Here is a 17,075-nt window from a genome sequence, read left to right as displayed (position 1 = left end):
CCAGCAATGACCCACCAGTGGCGCGGAATCATCGAGGAGTACCGGGACCGACTGCCGGTATCCGACAGCACGCCGGTCGTGACGCTCCGTGAGGGCGGCACGCCCCTCGTGCCCGCGCAGGTGCTCTCCGAGCGCACGGGCTGCGAGGTCCACCTCAAGGTGGAGGGCGCCAACCCCACGGGGTCCTTCAAGGACCGCGGCATGACCATGGCCATCACGCGGGCCAAGGAGGAGGGTGCGCAGGCCGTCATCTGCGCCTCCACCGGCAACACCTCCGCCTCCGCGGCCGCCTACGCGGTGCGGGCCGGCATGGTGTCGGCCGTTCTCGTCCCCCGGGGCAAGATCGCGCTCGGCAAGATGGGGCAGGCGCTCATCCACGGCGCGAAGATCCTCCAGGTCGACGGCAACTTCGACGACTGCCTCACGCTCGCCCGTGCGCTGAGCGACAACTACCCGGTGGCGCTGGTCAATTCGGTCAACCCGGTGCGCATCGAGGGCCAGAAGACGGCCGCTTTCGAGATCGTGGACATGCTCGGCGACGCCCCCGACATCCACGTCCTGCCGGTCGGCAACGCGGGCAACATCACCGCGTACTGGAAGGGGTACCAGGAGTACGCCGCCGACAAGATCGCCCTGCGGACCCCGCGTATGTGGGGATTCCAGGCGTCGGGCAGCGCCCCGATCGTGCGCGGCGAGATCGTCAAGGATCCGTCGACCATCGCCACCGCGATCCGCATCGGCAACCCGGCCTCCTGGAAGTTCGCGCTGGCCGCGCAGGAGGAGTCCGGCGGCTTCATCGACGAGGTGACGGACCGTGAGATCCTGCGCGCCTACCGGCTGTTGGCCGCGCAGGAGGGCGTCTTCGTGGAGCCCGCGTCCGCCGCGTCCGTGGCCGGTCTGCTGAAGGCCGCCGAGCAGGGCAAGGTGGACCCGGGGCAGAAGATCGTGTGCACCGTCACCGGCAACGGTCTGAAGGACCCCGACTGGGCCGTCGCCGGCGCCCCGCAGCCCGTCACCGTCCCGGTCGACGCGGTGACGGCGGCCGAGCGCCTCGGTCTCGCGTAAGCGGCCCGCACGTCGCCCGCGAGTCGCCCGTGAGTCGCCCGAAGCACTCGCGGGCGACTCGCAGGCGGCCGGAAGGCGGCTCGCGGAGGGCTTTCCCGCGCAGGGGTGCACAGGGGGCTTACGACACGCATCGTGCGCCGCCCGTGCGCCCTATGTCGCCACAGAACCTTCCTTCGATAGGCTGTACTGAATCCGCCCGCCGCATATGCCGCAGCGCCGCGTTCGTCGCCGTGTCATAGCCGCGTCGTCGCCGCGGACTCCAGGGTTCTCCGTACAGGTCTCCCGTACATATCGAATGTCATTCGACAGTCCCGCAGCTCAAGGAGAGTCATCGCGAGATGGCCGGTCCCGCCTTCCGTGCCGCCCCCGTCCGGGTGCGCGTCCCCGCCACCAGCGCCAACCTCGGCCCGGGCTTCGACGCCTTCGGCCTCGCGCTGGGACTCTACGACGACGTCGTCGTCCGGGTGGCCGACTCCGGGCTGCACATCGACATCGCGGGGGAGGGCAGCGAGACCCTTCCGCGTGACGAGAAGCATCTCCTCGTCCGTTCCCTGCGCACCGCCTTCGACGTCCTGGGCGGCCAGCCGCGCGGCCTGGAGATCGTCTGTGCCAACCGCATCCCGCACGGTCGCGGCCTCGGCTCCTCCTCCGCCGCGATCTGCGCCGGTATCGTCGCCGCGCGCGCGGTGACCATAGGCGGCGAGAACAAGCTCGACGACGCGGCGCTGCTCGAGCTCGCGACCGAGATCGAGGGCCACCCGGACAACGTGGCGGCCTGTCTGCTGGGCGGGTTCACCCTGTCCTGGATGGAGTCCGGCGCCGCGCGGGCGATCAGGATGGAGCCCGCCGATTCCATCGTTCCGGTGGTTTTCGTGCCCGGGAAGCCGGTGCTCACCGAGACCGCGCGCGGTCTGCTCCCGCGTTCCGTCCCGCACGTCGACGCCGCCGCCAACGCGGGCCGGGCCGCACTGCTCGTCGAGGCCCTCACCCGGCGCCCCGAACTGCTGTTGCCCGCCACCGAGGACCGTCTGCACCAGGAGTACCGCGCGCCGGCCATGCCCGACAGTGCGGCACTGGTGGAACGGCTGCGCGCCGACGGGATTCCCGCCGTCATCTCCGGCGCCGGACCCACCGTGATGGCGCTGGCCGACGCGGGCACGGCCGACAAGATCGAGGCCTCGGCCGGCGCGGACTGGGCCGCGAACCGCCTGGCCCTGGACCTGAAAGGCGCGTGCGTGCTGCCGCTCGCACCCGCTGGTGACAGCCACTCCGGCGACATTTAAGCGCGCGGTTGCCGGATTTCGAGAGGGGGAATGTTTGTTGGATCCGGTAGTGTTAACCTCAAGTCTGCACCCGACCCCACCATGGCGAGGTGCTTCATGTCCCGCTTCGGGACAGACATTCTTCCGGGAGCTCCCCAAGCCGCACTGCGTTCCGTACGTCGTACCTGGGCAGTACGCAGTACAGCGACGCTGAGTGGTCCACAGGGCACGCTCCGGAATTGGTGCGACCACGCCGCGTGACACTGGGTGTCACGGCTCGTCGCGGTAGCGCCGTCACCAGCAAATACTCTTCCGCCGCTTTGGCGGACCACCGCCCCGGCTTCGCCACAGCAAGGACCGAAGTCGGACAGCACAAACGGTCGCCGAGCCAGACAGGCCGACGTCCGCTCCAGGGAAGGACCCTTCGTGAGCGACACCACCGATCTGATGGGCGCGCGTGTCGAGGAGACCGCTGCCGCGCCCGCCACGGACGCCTCCGCGCCTGCCACCGGTGCCGGCTCCCGGCGGCGCCGCGGTACCGGCCTCGAGGGCATGGTGCTGGCCGAGCTTCAGCAGGTCGCATCCGGCCTCGGCATCAGGGGCACGGCGCGTATGCGCAAGAGCCAGCTGATCGAGGTCATCAAGGAGGCGCAGGCGGGAGGCGGAGCAGCGGCCCCCAAGGCCGCGACGGCCCCCGCCGCGGACGCCGCCGAGACCAAGCCCAAGCGCCGCGCCACCTCCAAGGCGCGCACCGGTGACGAGGCCGCCGAGAAGAAGGCGGACTCCGCCAAGGCCGAGGCCCCCGCCGAGAAGGCCGTGGCCCAGCAGCAGATCGAGATCCCCGGCCAGCCGGCCAGCAACGATGCGCCCACCGAGCGCCGTCGCCGCCGTGCCACCGCCGACGCGGGCAGCCCGGAGACGGTCGTCGCCGAGGCGAAGGCCGCCCCGAAGACCGAGACGCCCGCCCCGGCGCAGACCGAGGCGCAGCCGCAGGGCGACGCCGACGGTGGCGAGGGCCGTCGCCGCGACCGCCGTGAGCGCGGCCGCGACCGCGGTGAGCGTGGCGACCGCGGTGAGCGCGGCGACCGCGGTGACCGTCGCAAGGGCGACGACCAGCAGGGCGGCGGCCAGCAGGGCGGCGGCCAGCAGCAGCGGGGCGGCGGCCAGCAGCAGGGCCAGCAGCAGAGCGGTGGCCGTCAGGACCGTCAGCAGCGCGACAACGGCCCGCAGGACGACGACGAGTTCGGCGACGGCCGGCGTGGCCGTCGCGGCCGTTACCGCGACCGCCGTGGCCGTCGTGGGCGTGACGAGATCGGCGCCGCCGAGCCGCAGGTCGCCGACGACGACGTCCTGATCCCCGTCGCGGGCATCCTGGACATCCTCGACAACTACGCCTTCATCCGTACGTCGGGCTACCTGCCGGGCCCCAACGACGTGTACGTCTCGCTCGCCCAGGTCCGCAAGAACGGCCTGCGCAAGGGCGACCACGTCACCGGCGCGGTACGTCAGCCCAAGGACGGCGAGCGCCGCGAGAAGTTCAACGCGCTGGTCCGGCTGGACTCCACCAACGGCATGGCGCCCGATTCCGGGCGCGGGCGACCGGAGTTCAACAAGCTGACCCCGCTCTACCCGCAGGACCGCCTCCGTCTGGAGACGGACCCGGGCGTGCTGACGACCCGCATCATCGACCTCGTGTCGCCGATCGGTAAGGGCCAGCGCGGTCTGATCGTGGCCCCGCCGAAGACCGGCAAGACCATGATCATGCAGGCGATCGCCAACGCGATCACGCACAACAACCCCGAGTGCCACCTGATGGTCGTCCTGGTGGACGAGCGTCCGGAAGAGGTCACCGACATGCAGCGGTCGGTCAAGGGCGAGGTCATCTCCTCGACCTTCGACCGCCCGGCCGAGGACCACACCACGGTCGCCGAGCTCGCCATCGAGCGCGCCAAGCGTCTGGTGGAGCTGGGCCACGACGTCGTCGTGCTGCTCGACTCGATCACGCGTCTGGGCCGTGCGTACAACCTCGCCGCCCCGGCCTCCGGCCGCATCCTGTCCGGTGGTGTCGACTCGACCGCCCTGTACCCGCCGAAGCGCTTCTTCGGTGCGGCCCGCAACATCGAGGACGGCGGCTCGCTGACCATCCTCGCCACCGCTCTGGTGGACACCGGGTCCCGCATGGACGAGGTGATCTTCGAGGAGTTCAAGGGCACCGGCAACATGGAGCTCAAGCTCGACCGGAAGCTCGCCGACAAGCGCATCTTCCCCGCGGTGGACGTCGACGCGTCCGGTACCCGTAAGGAAGAGATCCTGCTCGGCAACGAGGAGTTGGCCGTCACCTGGAAGCTCCGCCGGGTGCTGCACGCGCTCGACCAGCAGCAGGCGATCGAGCTGCTCCTCGACAAGATGAAGCAGACGAAGTCGAACGGCGAGTTCCTGATGCAGATCCAGAAGACGACGCCGTCGACGGGCAACAACGACTGACGTCCGACGACTGACGTCCGACGTGTGACGTAGTTCCGCCGCACACCGACCGAGGGCCGCCTCCCGTACAAGGGGGGCGGCCCTCGGTCGTGTCGTAGGGGCGGGATAAGATCTCGCCCTTCACGCAATCTTCAGATGCGGACTTCTTCGAACTTCTTGATCCCTAGGGGGGACTTGAGTGGGTACACCCACGTCAGGGGGCGGTCGTCACAGACGCCGGATACGGATCGCGCTGCCCGTCGCCGCGGCCGGACTTGCCGCCGCCGTCGCCGGCGCGCTGTTCCTGTCCTCGGCGCAGGCCGCGGAGACGCCGCCGACGCCCGCGCCCGCCAGGACGATGTCGGCCCAGGAGCTCAAGGAGCGCGCCCCTCTCGCCGTCGCCGGTGACGAGACACCGGGGTCGAGCGCCAAGGAGTCCCTGAGCGCGAGCGCGAGCCCGAGAACGATCAATCCGAAGATCATCGGCGGCACCACGACGACGATCACCACCGCGCCGTGGATGGCCCAGCTCTGGTACTCCGACGACCGGGGCACCGACACCACCAGCGACGACATCGGCTTCTTCTGCGGCGGCTCCGTGATCTCGCCGACGAAGATCCTGACCGCCGCGCACTGCGTCAAGGGCTACAACTGGTATGCCAACGGCTGGGCCGTCACGAGCAGCACCCAGCTGATGTCCGCCGACGGCAACGTGCACGGCGGCACCGTCTCGCTCGTCTCGCGCCAGTGGAACCACTGGTCGTACAGCGACACGACGCTCGACAACGACATCGCCGTGCTGACGCTGGAGACGCCGGTCACGGCCACGCCGGTCAAGATGACCACGAACACCGACAGCGCCTCGTACGCCACCGGCACCAAGGCGACGCTGTACGGGTGGGGCCGCACCAGCTCCGCCACGCAGGACATCTCCGACACCCTGAAGACGGCCGAGCTGCCGATCCAGTCGAACGCCACCTGCTCGGGCTACTACGGAGCCGAGTACCTCAAGGGTCACATGGTGTGCGCGGGTACGCCCGCCACCGGCAGCGACACGGGCACCACCACCGCCTGCAACGGCGACTCCGGCGGCCCGCTGATCGTCAAGAACGCGGCCGGTGAGAACCGCATCGTGGGCGTCGTCTCCTGGGGTGTGAAGGACTGCGTCGAGAGCGGCGCGTACAGCGTCTTCAGCAAGATCTCCACGTACGCCGCCAGCGCCTATCCGCGCATGGACGACACCAACCTCAACGGTGACCACCTCGCCGACCTGTGGGTGCGCAACGCGTCCACCAAGGTCGCGCGCGACCTGTACTCCAAGGGCACCTCGCTGGCCGGCGGCGAGACCTGGGGCTCCATGAGCGCCTACAACCTCGTCGTGCAGACCGACCTGGACCGGGACGGCTTCCAGGACCTGATCATGCGCCGCACCTCCGACGGCGACGTCTTCTGGAAGCACTGGGTGCCCGCGAGCGGTACCTGGGTCAACAAGCTCATCGGCGACAACTGGAAGACCCGCACCCAGATCGTCGCCCCCGGCGACGTCACGGGCGACTACCTTCCGGACCTGCTCGCCGTCGACTCGGCCGGCGCCCTGTGGGTCTACCCGGGCAAGGGCAACGGCACCTTCGCCGCGCCCGTCAAGAACGGCACGGGCTGGAACGCGTACAACGTCGTGCGCGGTCACGGCGACTTCAGCTTCGACGGCAAGACGGACCTGATCGCCCGCGACAAGGCCACCGGCGCGCTCTACCTCTACAAGGGCAACGGCACCGCCACCAGCGCCTTCGCGGCCCGTATCAAGGTCGCCACCTGGAGCAACACGACGTACAACGTCATCGCGGCCGTCGGAGACGTCAACGGCGACGGTCTGGCCGACCTGCTGGCCCGCACCCCGGCGGGCACCCTGTACCTGTACAAGGGCACCGGAAAGGCCACCACTGCGATCTTTGCCACAAGGGTCTCACTCGGGACGACTTACAAGCAGTACGACCTGTTCGGCTGAGTCCGGCCGAACGCGCAGGTGAGCGGGGGTGGACCCGGCTCGCCCGGGTCACGCACCGTGCCCGGTCCCTCGCGGACCGGGCACGGTGCGTTGTGCAACCCTGTCCCGAGTTTCCCCGTCTGACCTGGCGGAGTGACGATGGTGAGGTTGCACGAGAACAGAGGAGCACATGTCCGCCGAGAGCACGCCGGAGCCGGGTACCCCGGGTGAGGCCGGCACAACGAGCGGGGCGACCGGCAGCGACGGGCCGCGCCACCGCAGGCAGCGTGGCCGCCGCAAGGGGGTGCTGACCGCCGCGTGGATCGCCGCGGGCGTCCTCGTGCTGGGCGGCACCGGCGTCGGCTACCTCTACTTCAAGCTCAACGGCAACATCAAGAGCGTCGACATCGACCAGGCGCTGGGCACCGACCGGCCCACCAAGGTCGACAACGGTTCCGAGAACATCCTCGTGCTCGGCTCGGACACCCGCAGCGGCTCCAACAAGAAGCTCGGCGGCGGCACGGACGACGGCAGCGCCCGCTCCGACACCGCGATGATCATCCACGTGTACGAGGGCCACAAGAAGGCCAGCGTGGTCTCCATACCGCGCGACACGCTCATAGAACGTCCGGCCTGCACCGACACGGGCGGCGTCACGCACGACGCCGCGTCCGACGTGATGTTCAACTCGGCGTACTCGACGGGTGGCGCGGCCTGCGCCGTGAAGACCGTCGAGTCGATCAGCGGCATCCGCATGGACCACTACCTGGAAGTCGACTTCTCAGGCTTCGAGAAGCTCATCGACGAGCTCGGCGGCGTGCAGGTCACCACGACCAAGGCCATCGACGACCCCGACAGCCACCTGAACCTCGAGGCGGGCACGCACACGCTCTCCGGCGAGCAGGCCCTCGGCCTGGTCCGCACCCGGCACGGCGTCGGCGACGGCTCCGACCTCGGCCGCATCCAGCTCCAGCAGGCGTTCATCAAGGCCCTGGTCAACCAGGTCAAGCACGTCGGCCTGTTCACCAGCGGCACCAAGCTGTACGACCTCGCCAACACCGCGACCAAGGCCGTCACGGCCGACTCCCGGCTCGGCTCGCTGAACTCCCTGATGTCGTTCGCGAACGGACTCAAGGGCATCAGCGCCGCCAACATGAACATGGTCACGATGCCGGTCCGGTACGACCCGACCAACCTCAACCGGGTCATCGTCGCCGAGGCGAAGGCGAAGCAGGTCTGGACGGCCTTGAAGAACGACCGGCCCATCCCGAAGGCCGCCACCGAAGGCACCGCCACCGGCGAGGCGGCGGGGGTCGTGACGTCGTCCTGAGGGGCTCGTCGGGGCCCCGGGGAATAGATCCCCCCGCCCCCCGGTTTTGGGGGATGCGGCCAGTCCTGGCAGACTGGTACGTCGGCTCCGGTTCACGTTGGTCGTATCCCGCGACAGCGACCCGGCGCCCTCCCGAAACTAGGAGACACCTTGAAGCGCGACATCCACCCCGAGTACGTCGAGACGCAGGTCAGCTGCACCTGTGGCGCGTCGTTCACCACCCGTAGCACGATCGACAGCGGTTCCATCCGCGCCGACGTCTGCTCCGAGTGCCACCCGTTCTACACGGGCAAGCAGAAGATCCTCGACACCGGTGGCCGTGTGGCCCGCTTCGAGGCCCGCTTCGGCAAGGCTCCCGCCGGCTCCAAGAAGTAGCGAGCCCCTCTTCGCCGGTCCACGGCAGTGTCCCCGCCCAGGGGCACGCCGGGACCGGCGTTTTTGGTCGCCCGCCCTTCCCCCACGCACGTCATTCAGGAGCGCATCATGTTCGAGGCCGTCGAGGAGCTGCTCGGAGAGCACGCCGACCTGGAGAAGAAGCTCGCCGACCCGTCGGTCCACGCCGACCAGGCCAACGCGCGCAAGCTGAACAAGCGCTACGCCGAGCTCACTCCCATCGTCGGCACGTACCGCTCCTGGAAGCAGACCGGTGACGACGTCGAGACCGCGCGCGAGTTCGCCTCCGCCGACCCGGACTTCGCCGCCGAGGTCAAGGTGCTGGAGAAGCAGCGCGAGGAGCTGACGGAGAAGCTGCGGCTGCTGCTCGTGCCGCGGGACCCGTCCGACGACAAGGACGTCATCCTCGAGATCAAGGCGGGCGCGGGCGGCGACGAGTCGGCTCTGTTCGCCGGCGACCTGCTGCGCATGTACCTGCGGTACGCCGAGCGCGTCGGCTGGAAGACCGAGATCATCGACGCGACCGAGTCCGAGCTGGGCGGCTACAAGGACGTCCAGGTCGCGGTGAAGACCAAGGGCGGCCAGGGGGCCACCGAGCCCGGGCAGGGCGTCTGGGCGCGGATGAAGTACGAAGGCGGCGTGCACCGGGTGCAGCGGGTGCCGGCGACCGAGTCCCAGGGGCGGATCCACACCTCCGCCGCCGGTGTGCTCGTGACGCCCGAGGCCGAGGAGGTCGACGTCGAGATCAACGCGAACGACCTCCGCATCGACGTCTACCGGTCCTCCGGGCCCGGCGGGCAGTCCGTCAACACCACCGACTCCGCGGTGCGCATCACGCACATTCCCACCGGAGTCGTCGCCTCCTGCCAGAACGAGAAGAGCCAGTTGCAGAACAAGGAGCAGGCGATGCGTATCCTGCGCTCCAGGCTGCTCGCGGCGGCGCAGGAGGAAGCGGAGCGGGAGGCCGCCGACGCCCGCCGCAGCCAGGTCCGCACCGTCGACCGCTCCGAGAAGATCCGCACGTACAACTTCCCGGAGAACCGCATTTCGGACCACCGCGTGGGCTTCAAGTCGTACAACCTGGACCAGGTCCTGGACGGCGACCTCGACGCGGTGATCCAGGCCTGCGTCGACGCGGACTCGGCCGCCAAGCTCGCGGCCGCGTAAGCGTTGTAGGACGTACGCACGACGAGTACGACACGGAGGACTTGCGTGAACCTGCTGCTCGCAGAGGTGGCCCAGGCCACCCAGCGGCTGGCCGACGCCGGCGTGCCCTCGCCGCGCAACGACGCGGAGGAGCTCGCCGCGTTCGTGCACGGCGTGAAACGCGGTGAACTCCACTCCGTGAAGAACTCCGACTTCGACGCCCGTTACTGGGAGACCATCGCCCGGCGGGAGCAGCGCGAGCCGCTCCAGCACATCACCGGGCGGGCCTTCTTCCGGTATCTGGAGCTCCAGGTCGGCCCCGGCGTCTTCGTACCGCGCCCCGAGACCGAGTCCGTGGTCGGCTGGGCGATAGACGCGGTACGTGCCATGGACGTCGTCGAGCCCCGCATCGTCGACCTGTGCACCGGCAGCGGCGCCATCGCGCTCGCCCTCGCCCAGGAGGTGCCGCGCTCGCGTGTGCACGCCGTGGAGCTGTCCGAGGACGCCCTGCGCTGGACGCGCAAGAACATGGAGGGGTCCAGGGTCGACCTGCGTCAGGGAGACGCCCTGGACGCCTTCCGCGACCTCGACGGCCAGGTCGACCTGGTCATCTCCAACCCCCCGTACATCCCGCTCACCGAATGGGAGTACGTGGCGCCCGAGGCGCGCGACTACGACCCCGAACTCGCCCTGTTCTCGGGGGAGGACGGCCTCGACCTGATCCGCGGCATCGAGCGCACCGCGCACCGGCTGCTGCGTCCCGGTGGTGTCGTCGTCATCGAGCACGCCGACACCCAGGGCGGCCAGGTCCCGTGGATCTTCACCGAGGAGCGGGGCTGGGCCGACGCGGCCGACCACCCCGACCTCAACAAGCGTCCGCGCTTCGCGACCGCCCGCCGGGCGACGCCATGAGCGCCGCCCACACTTTCGACCCGCAGCAGTACGTGTACGAGGAGGCCCGCTAAATGGCACGGCGATACGACACCAACGACGCGACCGACCGCGTGACCGGTCTGCGCGAGGCCGCGTCCGCCGTCCGCCGTGGCGAGCTCGTGGTCCTCCCGACCGACACGGTGTACGGCATCGGCGCCGACGCGTTCTCGTCGGAGGCCGTCGCCGATCTCCTCCAGGCCAAGGGCCGGGGCCGCAACATGCCCACCCCCGTCCTCATCGGCTCCCCGAACACGCTGCACGGGCTCGTCACGGACTTCTCCGAGATGGCCTGGGAGTTGGTCGACGCGTTCTGGCCGGGCGCGCTGACGCTCGTCGCCAAGCACCAGCCGTCCCTCCAGTGGGACCTGGGCGACACCCGCGGCACGGTCGCCGTCCGTATGCCGCTGCACCCGGTCGCCATCGAACTGCTGACCGAGGTCGGCCCGATGGCGGTGTCGTCGGCGAACCTGACCGGGCACCCGGCGCCGGAGAACTGCGACTACGCCCAGGAGATGCTCGGCGACTCCGTCTCCGTCTACCTCGACGGCGGCCCGACCCCCGGCAACGTGCCCTCCTCGATCGTCGACGTCAGCCGAGAGGTGCCGCTGCTGCTGCGTGCGGGCGCGATCTCCGCGGACGAGCTGCGGAAGGTCGTACCCGACCTCGAGGTGGCGAATTGACAGCCCCTGACGCGGGGCGTGGCATAGGCAACGGGGACCGTGCCGCGGAACAGACGACGACGTTCGGGTTTCCGCGCGACAGCTTCCGCATCCTCCACGTCAGCACCGGCAACGTCTGCCGCTCACCGATCACCGAGCGGCTGACCCGGCATTTCGTGTCGCAGCGGCTCGGGGTGCTGGGCCGCGGGCTGATCGTGGAGAGCGCGGGCACCTGGGGTCATGAGGGCGCGTCCATGGAGGCCAACGCGGAGACCGTGCTGGCCGACTTCGGCGCGGACGCCTCCGGGTTCACCGGCCGCGAGCTGCTCGACGAGCACGTCATCATGGCCGACCTGGTCCTGACGGCGACCCGCGACCACCGCGCCCAGGTCATCTCCATGGGCCACTCGGCGGGCCTGCGCACCTTCACCCTCAAGGAGTTCACCCGCCTGGTGAACGCCATCGACCCGGCCACCCTCCCGCCGCTGGACGAAGGCGTGGTGATGCGCGCCCGGGCCCTGGTCCGCGCGGCGGCGGCGCTACGCGGGTGGCTCCTCGCCCCGACCCTCGAGGCGGACGAGGTCTACGACCCGTACGGGGCGCCCCTGCCGTTCTTCCGTTCGATCGGCGACGAGATACACCAGGCCCTGGACCCGGTCGTGACCGCGCTGACGGGCGTCCCCGCGCGCGCCTGACGCCCGGCCCGCCGCCCTGCGAGGGCCGGCCAGGACGGCCAAGGACGAAGCGGTGCGAGGGACGCGTCAGGGGGCGCGTCAGGGAGAGGGCCGCACCGTGGCCCGGACCCGGTCGCCATGGCGCTCACCGGTGTTCCCGCGAGGAGACGGCGACCGCGCGCGCCCCACACCCCGGGCCTACATTGGACGTACGTCACCGTCGACGCCCGGAGCACATCATGTCGGTCACCCATGTCCCCGAGGCCGATGTCCTGCGCCGGCAGGACCCCGAGCTGGCCGAGATCCTGCTCGGGGAAGGGGAGCGGCAGGCGACGACGCTCCAGCTGATCGCCGCCGAGAACTTCACCTCGCCCGCCGTGCTGGCCGCCCTCGGCTCGCCGCTCGCCAACAAGTACGCGGAGGGCTATCCGGGGGCCCGGCACCACGGCGGCTGCGAGATCGTCGACATCGCCGAGCGGATCGCCGTGGACCGCGCCAGGTCGCTGTTCGGCGCCGAACACGCCAACGTGCAGGCCCACTCGGGCTCTTCGGCGATGCTGGCCGCCTACGCCGCGCTGCTCCGGCCCGGCGACACCGTCCTGGCCCTGGGGCTGCCCGACGGCGGCCATCTCACGCACGGCTCGCCGACGAACTTCTCCGGCCGCTGGTTCGACTTCATCCCCTACGGGGTGGACGCGGAGACCGGGCTCGTCGATCACGAGCAGGTCCGCACGCTGGCCCGCGGCCACCGGCCCAAGGCGATCGTGTGCGGGTCCACCGCCTACCCGCGCCACATCGACTACGCCTTCTTCCGCGAGGTCGCCGACGAGACGGGCGCCTATCTGATCGCCGACGCCGCGCATCCCATCGGGCTCGTCGCCGGGGGAGCGGCGCCCAGTCCGGTGCCGTACGCGGACATCGTCTGCGCCACCACGCACAAGGTGCTGCGCGGGCCGCGCGGCGGGATGCTCCTGTGCGGCGGCGGACTCGCCGAGCGGGTGGACCGGGCGGTGTTCCCGTTCACGCAGGGCGGGGCGCAGATGCACACCATCGCCGCGAAGGCGGTCGCGTTCGGCGAGGCGGCGACCCCGGCGTTCTCCGTGTACGCCCATCAGGTGGTCGCCAATGCGAGGGTTCTCGCGGCGGCCCTGGCGGCGGAGGGGCTGACCGTCACGACCGGCGGGACCGACACCCACCTCATCACCGCCGACCCGGCGCCGCTCGGCGTCGACGGGCGCACCGCGCGCGGGCTGCTCGCGGCCGCCGGGATGGTGCTGGACTGCTGCGCCCTCCCGCATGTGCCGGATGCCGACGTCACCGCCGCGCACGCCCGTGGCCTGCGTCTGGGCACCGCGGCGCTGACCACGCAGGGCATGCGGGAGGAGGAGATGACGCGGGTCGCGGCGCTGCTGGCGGGGGTGCTGCGGGACGAGGTCGAGGGCAGGAAGGCCCGCGAGGAGGTGCGTGAGCTGGCCCTGGCGTTTCCGCCCTATCCGGGCTGAACCGGGTGGGCGCACCGCGTACACACCCCCCGTGCGCACCCCCGTGCGTCCTGTCGCACAGCCTCACGTGAAACCATCGTCACTACCCGGTAGTCCTCACACATATGCGCCGTGCGGTAGTCGATCGCTAGGGTGTGGGACTGAGATGGCCGGCGAGACCTGTGGGGAAGCCCGTGCGTGAATACCTGCTGACGCTCTGCATCACGGCCGCGGTGACGTATCTGCTGACAGGGCCGGTACGTAAATTCGCGATCGTGGCCGGAGCGATGCCGGAGATCAGGGCCCGTGACGTGCACCGGGAACCCACTCCGCGGCTCGGCGGGATCGCCATGTTCTTCGGCCTGTGCGCCGGCCTGCTGGTCGCCGACCACCTCACCAACCTCAACGAGGTCTTCGAGAAGTCGAACGAGCCGCGCGCCCTGCTCTCGGGGGCCGCGCTGATCTGGCTGATCGGCGTCCTGGACGACAAGTTCGAGATCGACGCCCTGATCAAGCTGGGCGGCCAGATGATCGCCGCCGGCGTCATGGTCATGCAGGGTCTGACCATCCTGTGGCTGCCGGTGCCGCTGGTCGGCACGGTCGCGCTGACCCAGTGGCAGGGCACCCTGCTGACGGTCGCGCTGGTGGTCATCACGATCAACGCGGTCAACTTCGTGGACGGCCTCGACGGCCTGGCGGCGGGCATGGTGTGCATCGCCTCGGCGGCGTTCTTCATGTACGCCTACCGCATCTGGTACTCGTACGGCATCGAGGCCGCCGCCCCGGCGACGCTGTTCGCGGCGATCCTGATGGGCATGTGCCTGGGCTTCCTGCCGCACAACATGCACCCCGCGCGGATCTTCATGGGCGACTCCGGCTCGATGCTGATCGGGCTGGTGTTGGCGGCGGGCGCGATCTCCGTCACGGGGCAGGTCGACCCGGACATCATGCGGCTGTTCTCCGGCTCCGAGCGCAACGCGGTGCACCAGATGGTGCCGGTCTACATCCCGCTGCTGATGCCGTTGACGATCATCGCGATCCCGGCGGCCGACCTGATCCTGGCGATCGTGCGCCGCACCTGGCGCGGTCAGTCGCCGTTCGCCGCGGACCGCGGGCACCTGCACCACCGGCTGCTGGAGATCGGGCACTCGCACAGCCGCGCGGTGCTGATCATGTACTTCTGGTCGGCGCTGATCGCGTTCGGCGCGCTCACCTACTCCGTCAACGCGGCTTCCATGTGGATCGTCCTCGGTGTCGTGATCCTCAGCGCGATCGGTCTGGCGCTGCTCCTGCTGCCGCGCTTCCGGCCGCGCACCCCGCGCTGGGCCGAGGCCTTCGTGCCGCCGCGCTACCGGCGCCGGGGCAGCGCGCAGGCCGAGACGCAGGAGGCCGGGGCGCTGGAGGCCGGGGCACAGGAGGCCACGGCGCCCGCCGGGCAGTACGGCCCGGCCGGCCCCGAGCAGCCCGCCGCCGTCGACGGGCAGAGCCCTGTCACGGTGGGGGTTTCGGGGGCGAACGGGGCCACCGCGATCGGTGGCCGGGGCGGCTCCAAGGTAAGAATCTGACTAGAGCATTGCCAAGTCGTGGGAGAACCCGTGGTGGGCAAAGCCCCCCAATACCAGACAAGACCCCCTGGTTCCTGCGCAGACGTGCACTGTCACTCTCATGTGTGACAGCGAGCACACCCACCAGGTAAAGACCTCATCAAATAGTTTGTGATACGGTTCACGAGAACCCCCCGGAGAGAGCCGAAGGACCGCACCACGACGGTTCATTGGAGTGAGGTGGCGTGAGGTCTCTCGCCCCTCGGGCCGGGACTACGCTCGTCCATGACGACACCCTGCCCCCCTTGAATGCGGAGTTGCCGCCATGCAGTCCAACGACGTACGAACACTCCTGCACTGTGCCCTGCCCACCGCAACCGCGGGTGTGGCGGGAGTCGCGGTGAGTGCCGCCGTTGCCGGCGGCAAGGGAGCGCTCGGCGCCGTCTTCGGTGCGGTTCTCGTCCTGCTGTTCATGGGCGGCGGTCTGGTGGTGCTGCTGCGCACCGCGCGCCAGCTTCCCCATCTGTTCCAGTCGATGGGGCTGTTGCTCTACACCACCCAGATCCTGCTGTTGATGATCGTGCTGATCACGTTCAAGGGGACCTCGGCCTTCAACCCGAAATGCTTCGCCTTCACGTTGTTGGGGGCCACCCTGGTGTGGATCGCCGCCCAGGTGGTCTCGCACATGAAGGCCAAGGTCCTCTACGTCGAGCCGGATTCCGCTCGGACGTCGTCGTGACCTGTAGGGCCGGTGTAAAGGGACTTCCGCTCTTTTGCTATGGTCTCGCCACAACTGCGGCAGAGCTGGCGCGGGCGGCAGTCGAGCCTGTGACGTCTCACGGTTCGGAGCCCAGTAGCCGCCCCCACATCCGCAAGTCCAGTCCAGTGCCGTCCCGCGGTCGCAGGCCGCGCCGACACATCGAGGTTGCCGTACCCATGCGCCACGCTGAAGGAGCTCGCGGTGAGTAACGCCAAGACGCTCGCCTTCGAGACCGACTGTCATATTTTCGACGGGTGCGGTTTCCCGACCCCCGGCCTGCACTCGTTCCTCTTCGAACCGCTCTTCACCGTCGGCGGCATCGAGTTCAACAAGCCGATGCTGCTCTCGCTGGTGAGCACCGTCATCGTCATCGGATTCTTCTGGGCGGCCTTCGCCAAGCCGAAGCTGATTCCCGGCAAGCTCCAGATGGTCGGCGAGGCGGGCTACGACTTCGTCCGTCGCGGGGTCGTCTACGAGACGATCGGCAAGCGCGAGGGCGAGAAGTACGTCCCGCTGATGTTCTCGCTGTTCTTCTTCATCTGGATCATGAACCTCTGGTCGATCATTCCGCTCGCCCAGTTCCCGGCCACCGCGGTCATCGCGTTCCCGGTCGGTCTCGCCGCCATCGTCTACATCGTGTGGATGAGCGTGACGTTCAAGCGCCACGGCTTCATCGGCGGCTGGAAGAACATCACCGGCTACGACCCGTCGCTCGGCCCGGTGTTCCCGATGGTCATGTTCTTCGAGTTTTTGTCGAACGTGTTCATCCGGCCCTTCACCCACGCCGTCCGGCTCTTCGCCAACATGTTCGCCGGGCACGTGCTGATCCTGATCTTCACCATCGGGACCTGGTACCTGCTCAACGGCATCGGCATCGCCTACTCGGCGGTCTCGTTCCTGATGGTCCTCGTGATGACGGTCTTCGAGCTGTTCATCCAGGCCCTCCAGGCCTACGTCTTCATCCTCCTGGCATCCAGCTACATCCAGGGCGCGCTCGCCGAGCACCACTGAGCAGCCGCACCACTGAGCACCTGATCAACACCCCCTGAACTTCCGGTGGCCAACCCCCACCGGCCTGTGTAAAGAGAAGGAAGTTACGGCATGTCCGCTCTCGACACCCTCGCCGCGGTCGAAATCAAGGGCAACCTCGCTGCCATCGGCTACGGTCTCGCGGCCATCGGCCCCGGCGTCGGCGTTGGCATCATCTTCGGTAACGGCACCCAGGCGCTGGCTCGCCAGCCCGAGGCCGCCGGCCTGATCCGTCAGAACCAGATCCTCGGCTTCGTCCTCTGTGAGGCGCTCGCCCTGATCGGTCTGGTCATGGGCTTCGTCTACCCGACGGCCTGATCCGGTCTACGCCGACGAGAGAATTCCACGGAAG

The 17,075-nt window shown here is 69.5% G+C and carries 15 protein-coding genes; all 15 read left to right on the top strand.

The annotated features are described in order from the left end of the window. Positions 1-6: 6 nt before the first annotated feature. Positions 7-1,065: a threonine synthase gene (gene thrC / locus ACIRPU_RS26005; protein WP_403871444.1), complete on the top strand. Its 1,059-nt coding sequence runs from the start codon at positions 7-9 to the stop codon at positions 1,063-1,065. A 338-nt stretch (positions 1,066-1,403) separates the two neighbouring features. Then, positions 1,404-2,348, top strand: coding sequence for a homoserine kinase (gene thrB / locus ACIRPU_RS26000; protein ID WP_385557879.1), 945 nt, complete (start codon positions 1,404-1,406; stop codon positions 2,346-2,348). Positions 2,349-2,753: 405 nt separating this feature from the next. Further along, the gene (gene rho / locus ACIRPU_RS25995) at positions 2,754-4,811 is read left to right on the top strand and encodes a transcription termination factor Rho (RefSeq protein WP_403871441.1); all 2,058 of its coding nucleotides are present in this window, start codon (positions 2,754-2,756) and stop codon (positions 4,809-4,811) included. A 178-nt stretch (positions 4,812-4,989) separates the two neighbouring features. Further along, a complete protein-coding gene (locus ACIRPU_RS25990) occupies positions 4,990-6,795 on the top strand; it encodes a trypsin-like serine protease (RefSeq protein WP_403871438.1) in 1,806 nt (601 codons plus the stop codon). 169 nt (positions 6,796-6,964) lie between these two features. Then, a complete protein-coding gene (locus tag ACIRPU_RS25985; protein ID WP_403871435.1) occupies positions 6,965-8,104 on the top strand; it encodes an LCP family protein in 1,140 nt (379 codons plus the stop codon). Positions 8,105-8,254: 150 nt separating this feature from the next. Continuing rightward, positions 8,255-8,479 carry a 50S ribosomal protein L31 gene (gene rpmE / locus ACIRPU_RS25980; protein ID WP_355704133.1) on the top strand — a complete coding sequence of 75 codons (225 nt, stop codon included), beginning with the start codon at positions 8,255-8,257 and terminating at the stop codon, positions 8,477-8,479. Between the two features lie 108 nt (positions 8,480-8,587). After that, positions 8,588-9,664 carry a peptide chain release factor 1 gene (gene prfA, locus ACIRPU_RS25975; RefSeq protein WP_355704134.1) on the top strand — a complete coding sequence of 359 codons (1,077 nt, stop codon included), beginning with the start codon at positions 8,588-8,590 and terminating at the stop codon, positions 9,662-9,664. A 45-nt stretch (positions 9,665-9,709) separates the two neighbouring features. Further along, positions 9,710-10,555, top strand: coding sequence for a peptide chain release factor N(5)-glutamine methyltransferase (prmC, locus tag ACIRPU_RS25970; protein WP_020131188.1), 846 nt, complete (start codon positions 9,710-9,712; stop codon positions 10,553-10,555). 53 nt (positions 10,556-10,608) lie between these two features. Then, on the top strand, positions 10,609-11,256 hold the full coding sequence (locus ACIRPU_RS25965; protein WP_355704135.1) for an L-threonylcarbamoyladenylate synthase: 648 nt from the start codon (positions 10,609-10,611) through the stop codon (positions 11,254-11,256). Continuing rightward, a complete protein-coding gene (locus ACIRPU_RS25960; protein ID WP_403871430.1) occupies positions 11,253-11,930 on the top strand; it encodes a protein-tyrosine-phosphatase in 678 nt (225 codons plus the stop codon). Before ACIRPU_RS25965 ends, ACIRPU_RS25960 begins: the two co-directional genes overlap by 4 nt. A gap of 218 nt (positions 11,931-12,148) precedes the next feature. Continuing rightward, positions 12,149-13,411 carry a serine hydroxymethyltransferase gene (glyA, locus tag ACIRPU_RS25955; protein WP_403871427.1) on the top strand — a complete coding sequence of 421 codons (1,263 nt, stop codon included), beginning with the start codon at positions 12,149-12,151 and terminating at the stop codon, positions 13,409-13,411. A 173-nt stretch (positions 13,412-13,584) separates the two neighbouring features. Then, complete coding sequence (locus ACIRPU_RS25950; protein ID WP_403871424.1) at positions 13,585-14,955, top strand: MraY family glycosyltransferase; 1,371 nt, start codon at positions 13,585-13,587, stop codon at positions 14,953-14,955. A 304-nt stretch (positions 14,956-15,259) separates the two neighbouring features. Next, positions 15,260-15,673 carry a hypothetical protein gene (locus tag ACIRPU_RS25945; RefSeq protein WP_355704138.1) on the top strand — a complete coding sequence of 138 codons (414 nt, stop codon included), beginning with the start codon at positions 15,260-15,262 and terminating at the stop codon, positions 15,671-15,673. A 222-nt stretch (positions 15,674-15,895) separates the two neighbouring features. Further along, entirely contained in the window at positions 15,896-16,705 is an 810-nt protein-coding gene (gene atpB, locus ACIRPU_RS25940; RefSeq protein ID WP_355704139.1) for a F0F1 ATP synthase subunit A, read from the top strand. 90 nt (positions 16,706-16,795) lie between these two features. Then, positions 16,796-17,041, top strand: a complete 246-nt coding sequence (atpE, locus tag ACIRPU_RS25935; protein WP_403871419.1) for an ATP synthase F0 subunit C — start codon at positions 16,796-16,798, stop codon at positions 17,039-17,041. Positions 17,042-17,075 lie beyond the last annotated feature (34 nt).

The sequence above is a fragment of the Streptomyces sp. NPDC102259 genome (assembly GCF_044766465.1).
Taxonomy (GTDB): domain Bacteria; phylum Actinomycetota; class Actinomycetes; order Streptomycetales; family Streptomycetaceae; genus Streptomyces.
The sequence above is the reverse complement of the archived record's forward strand: the minus strand, read 5'-3'. Positions and strand labels throughout refer to the sequence as shown.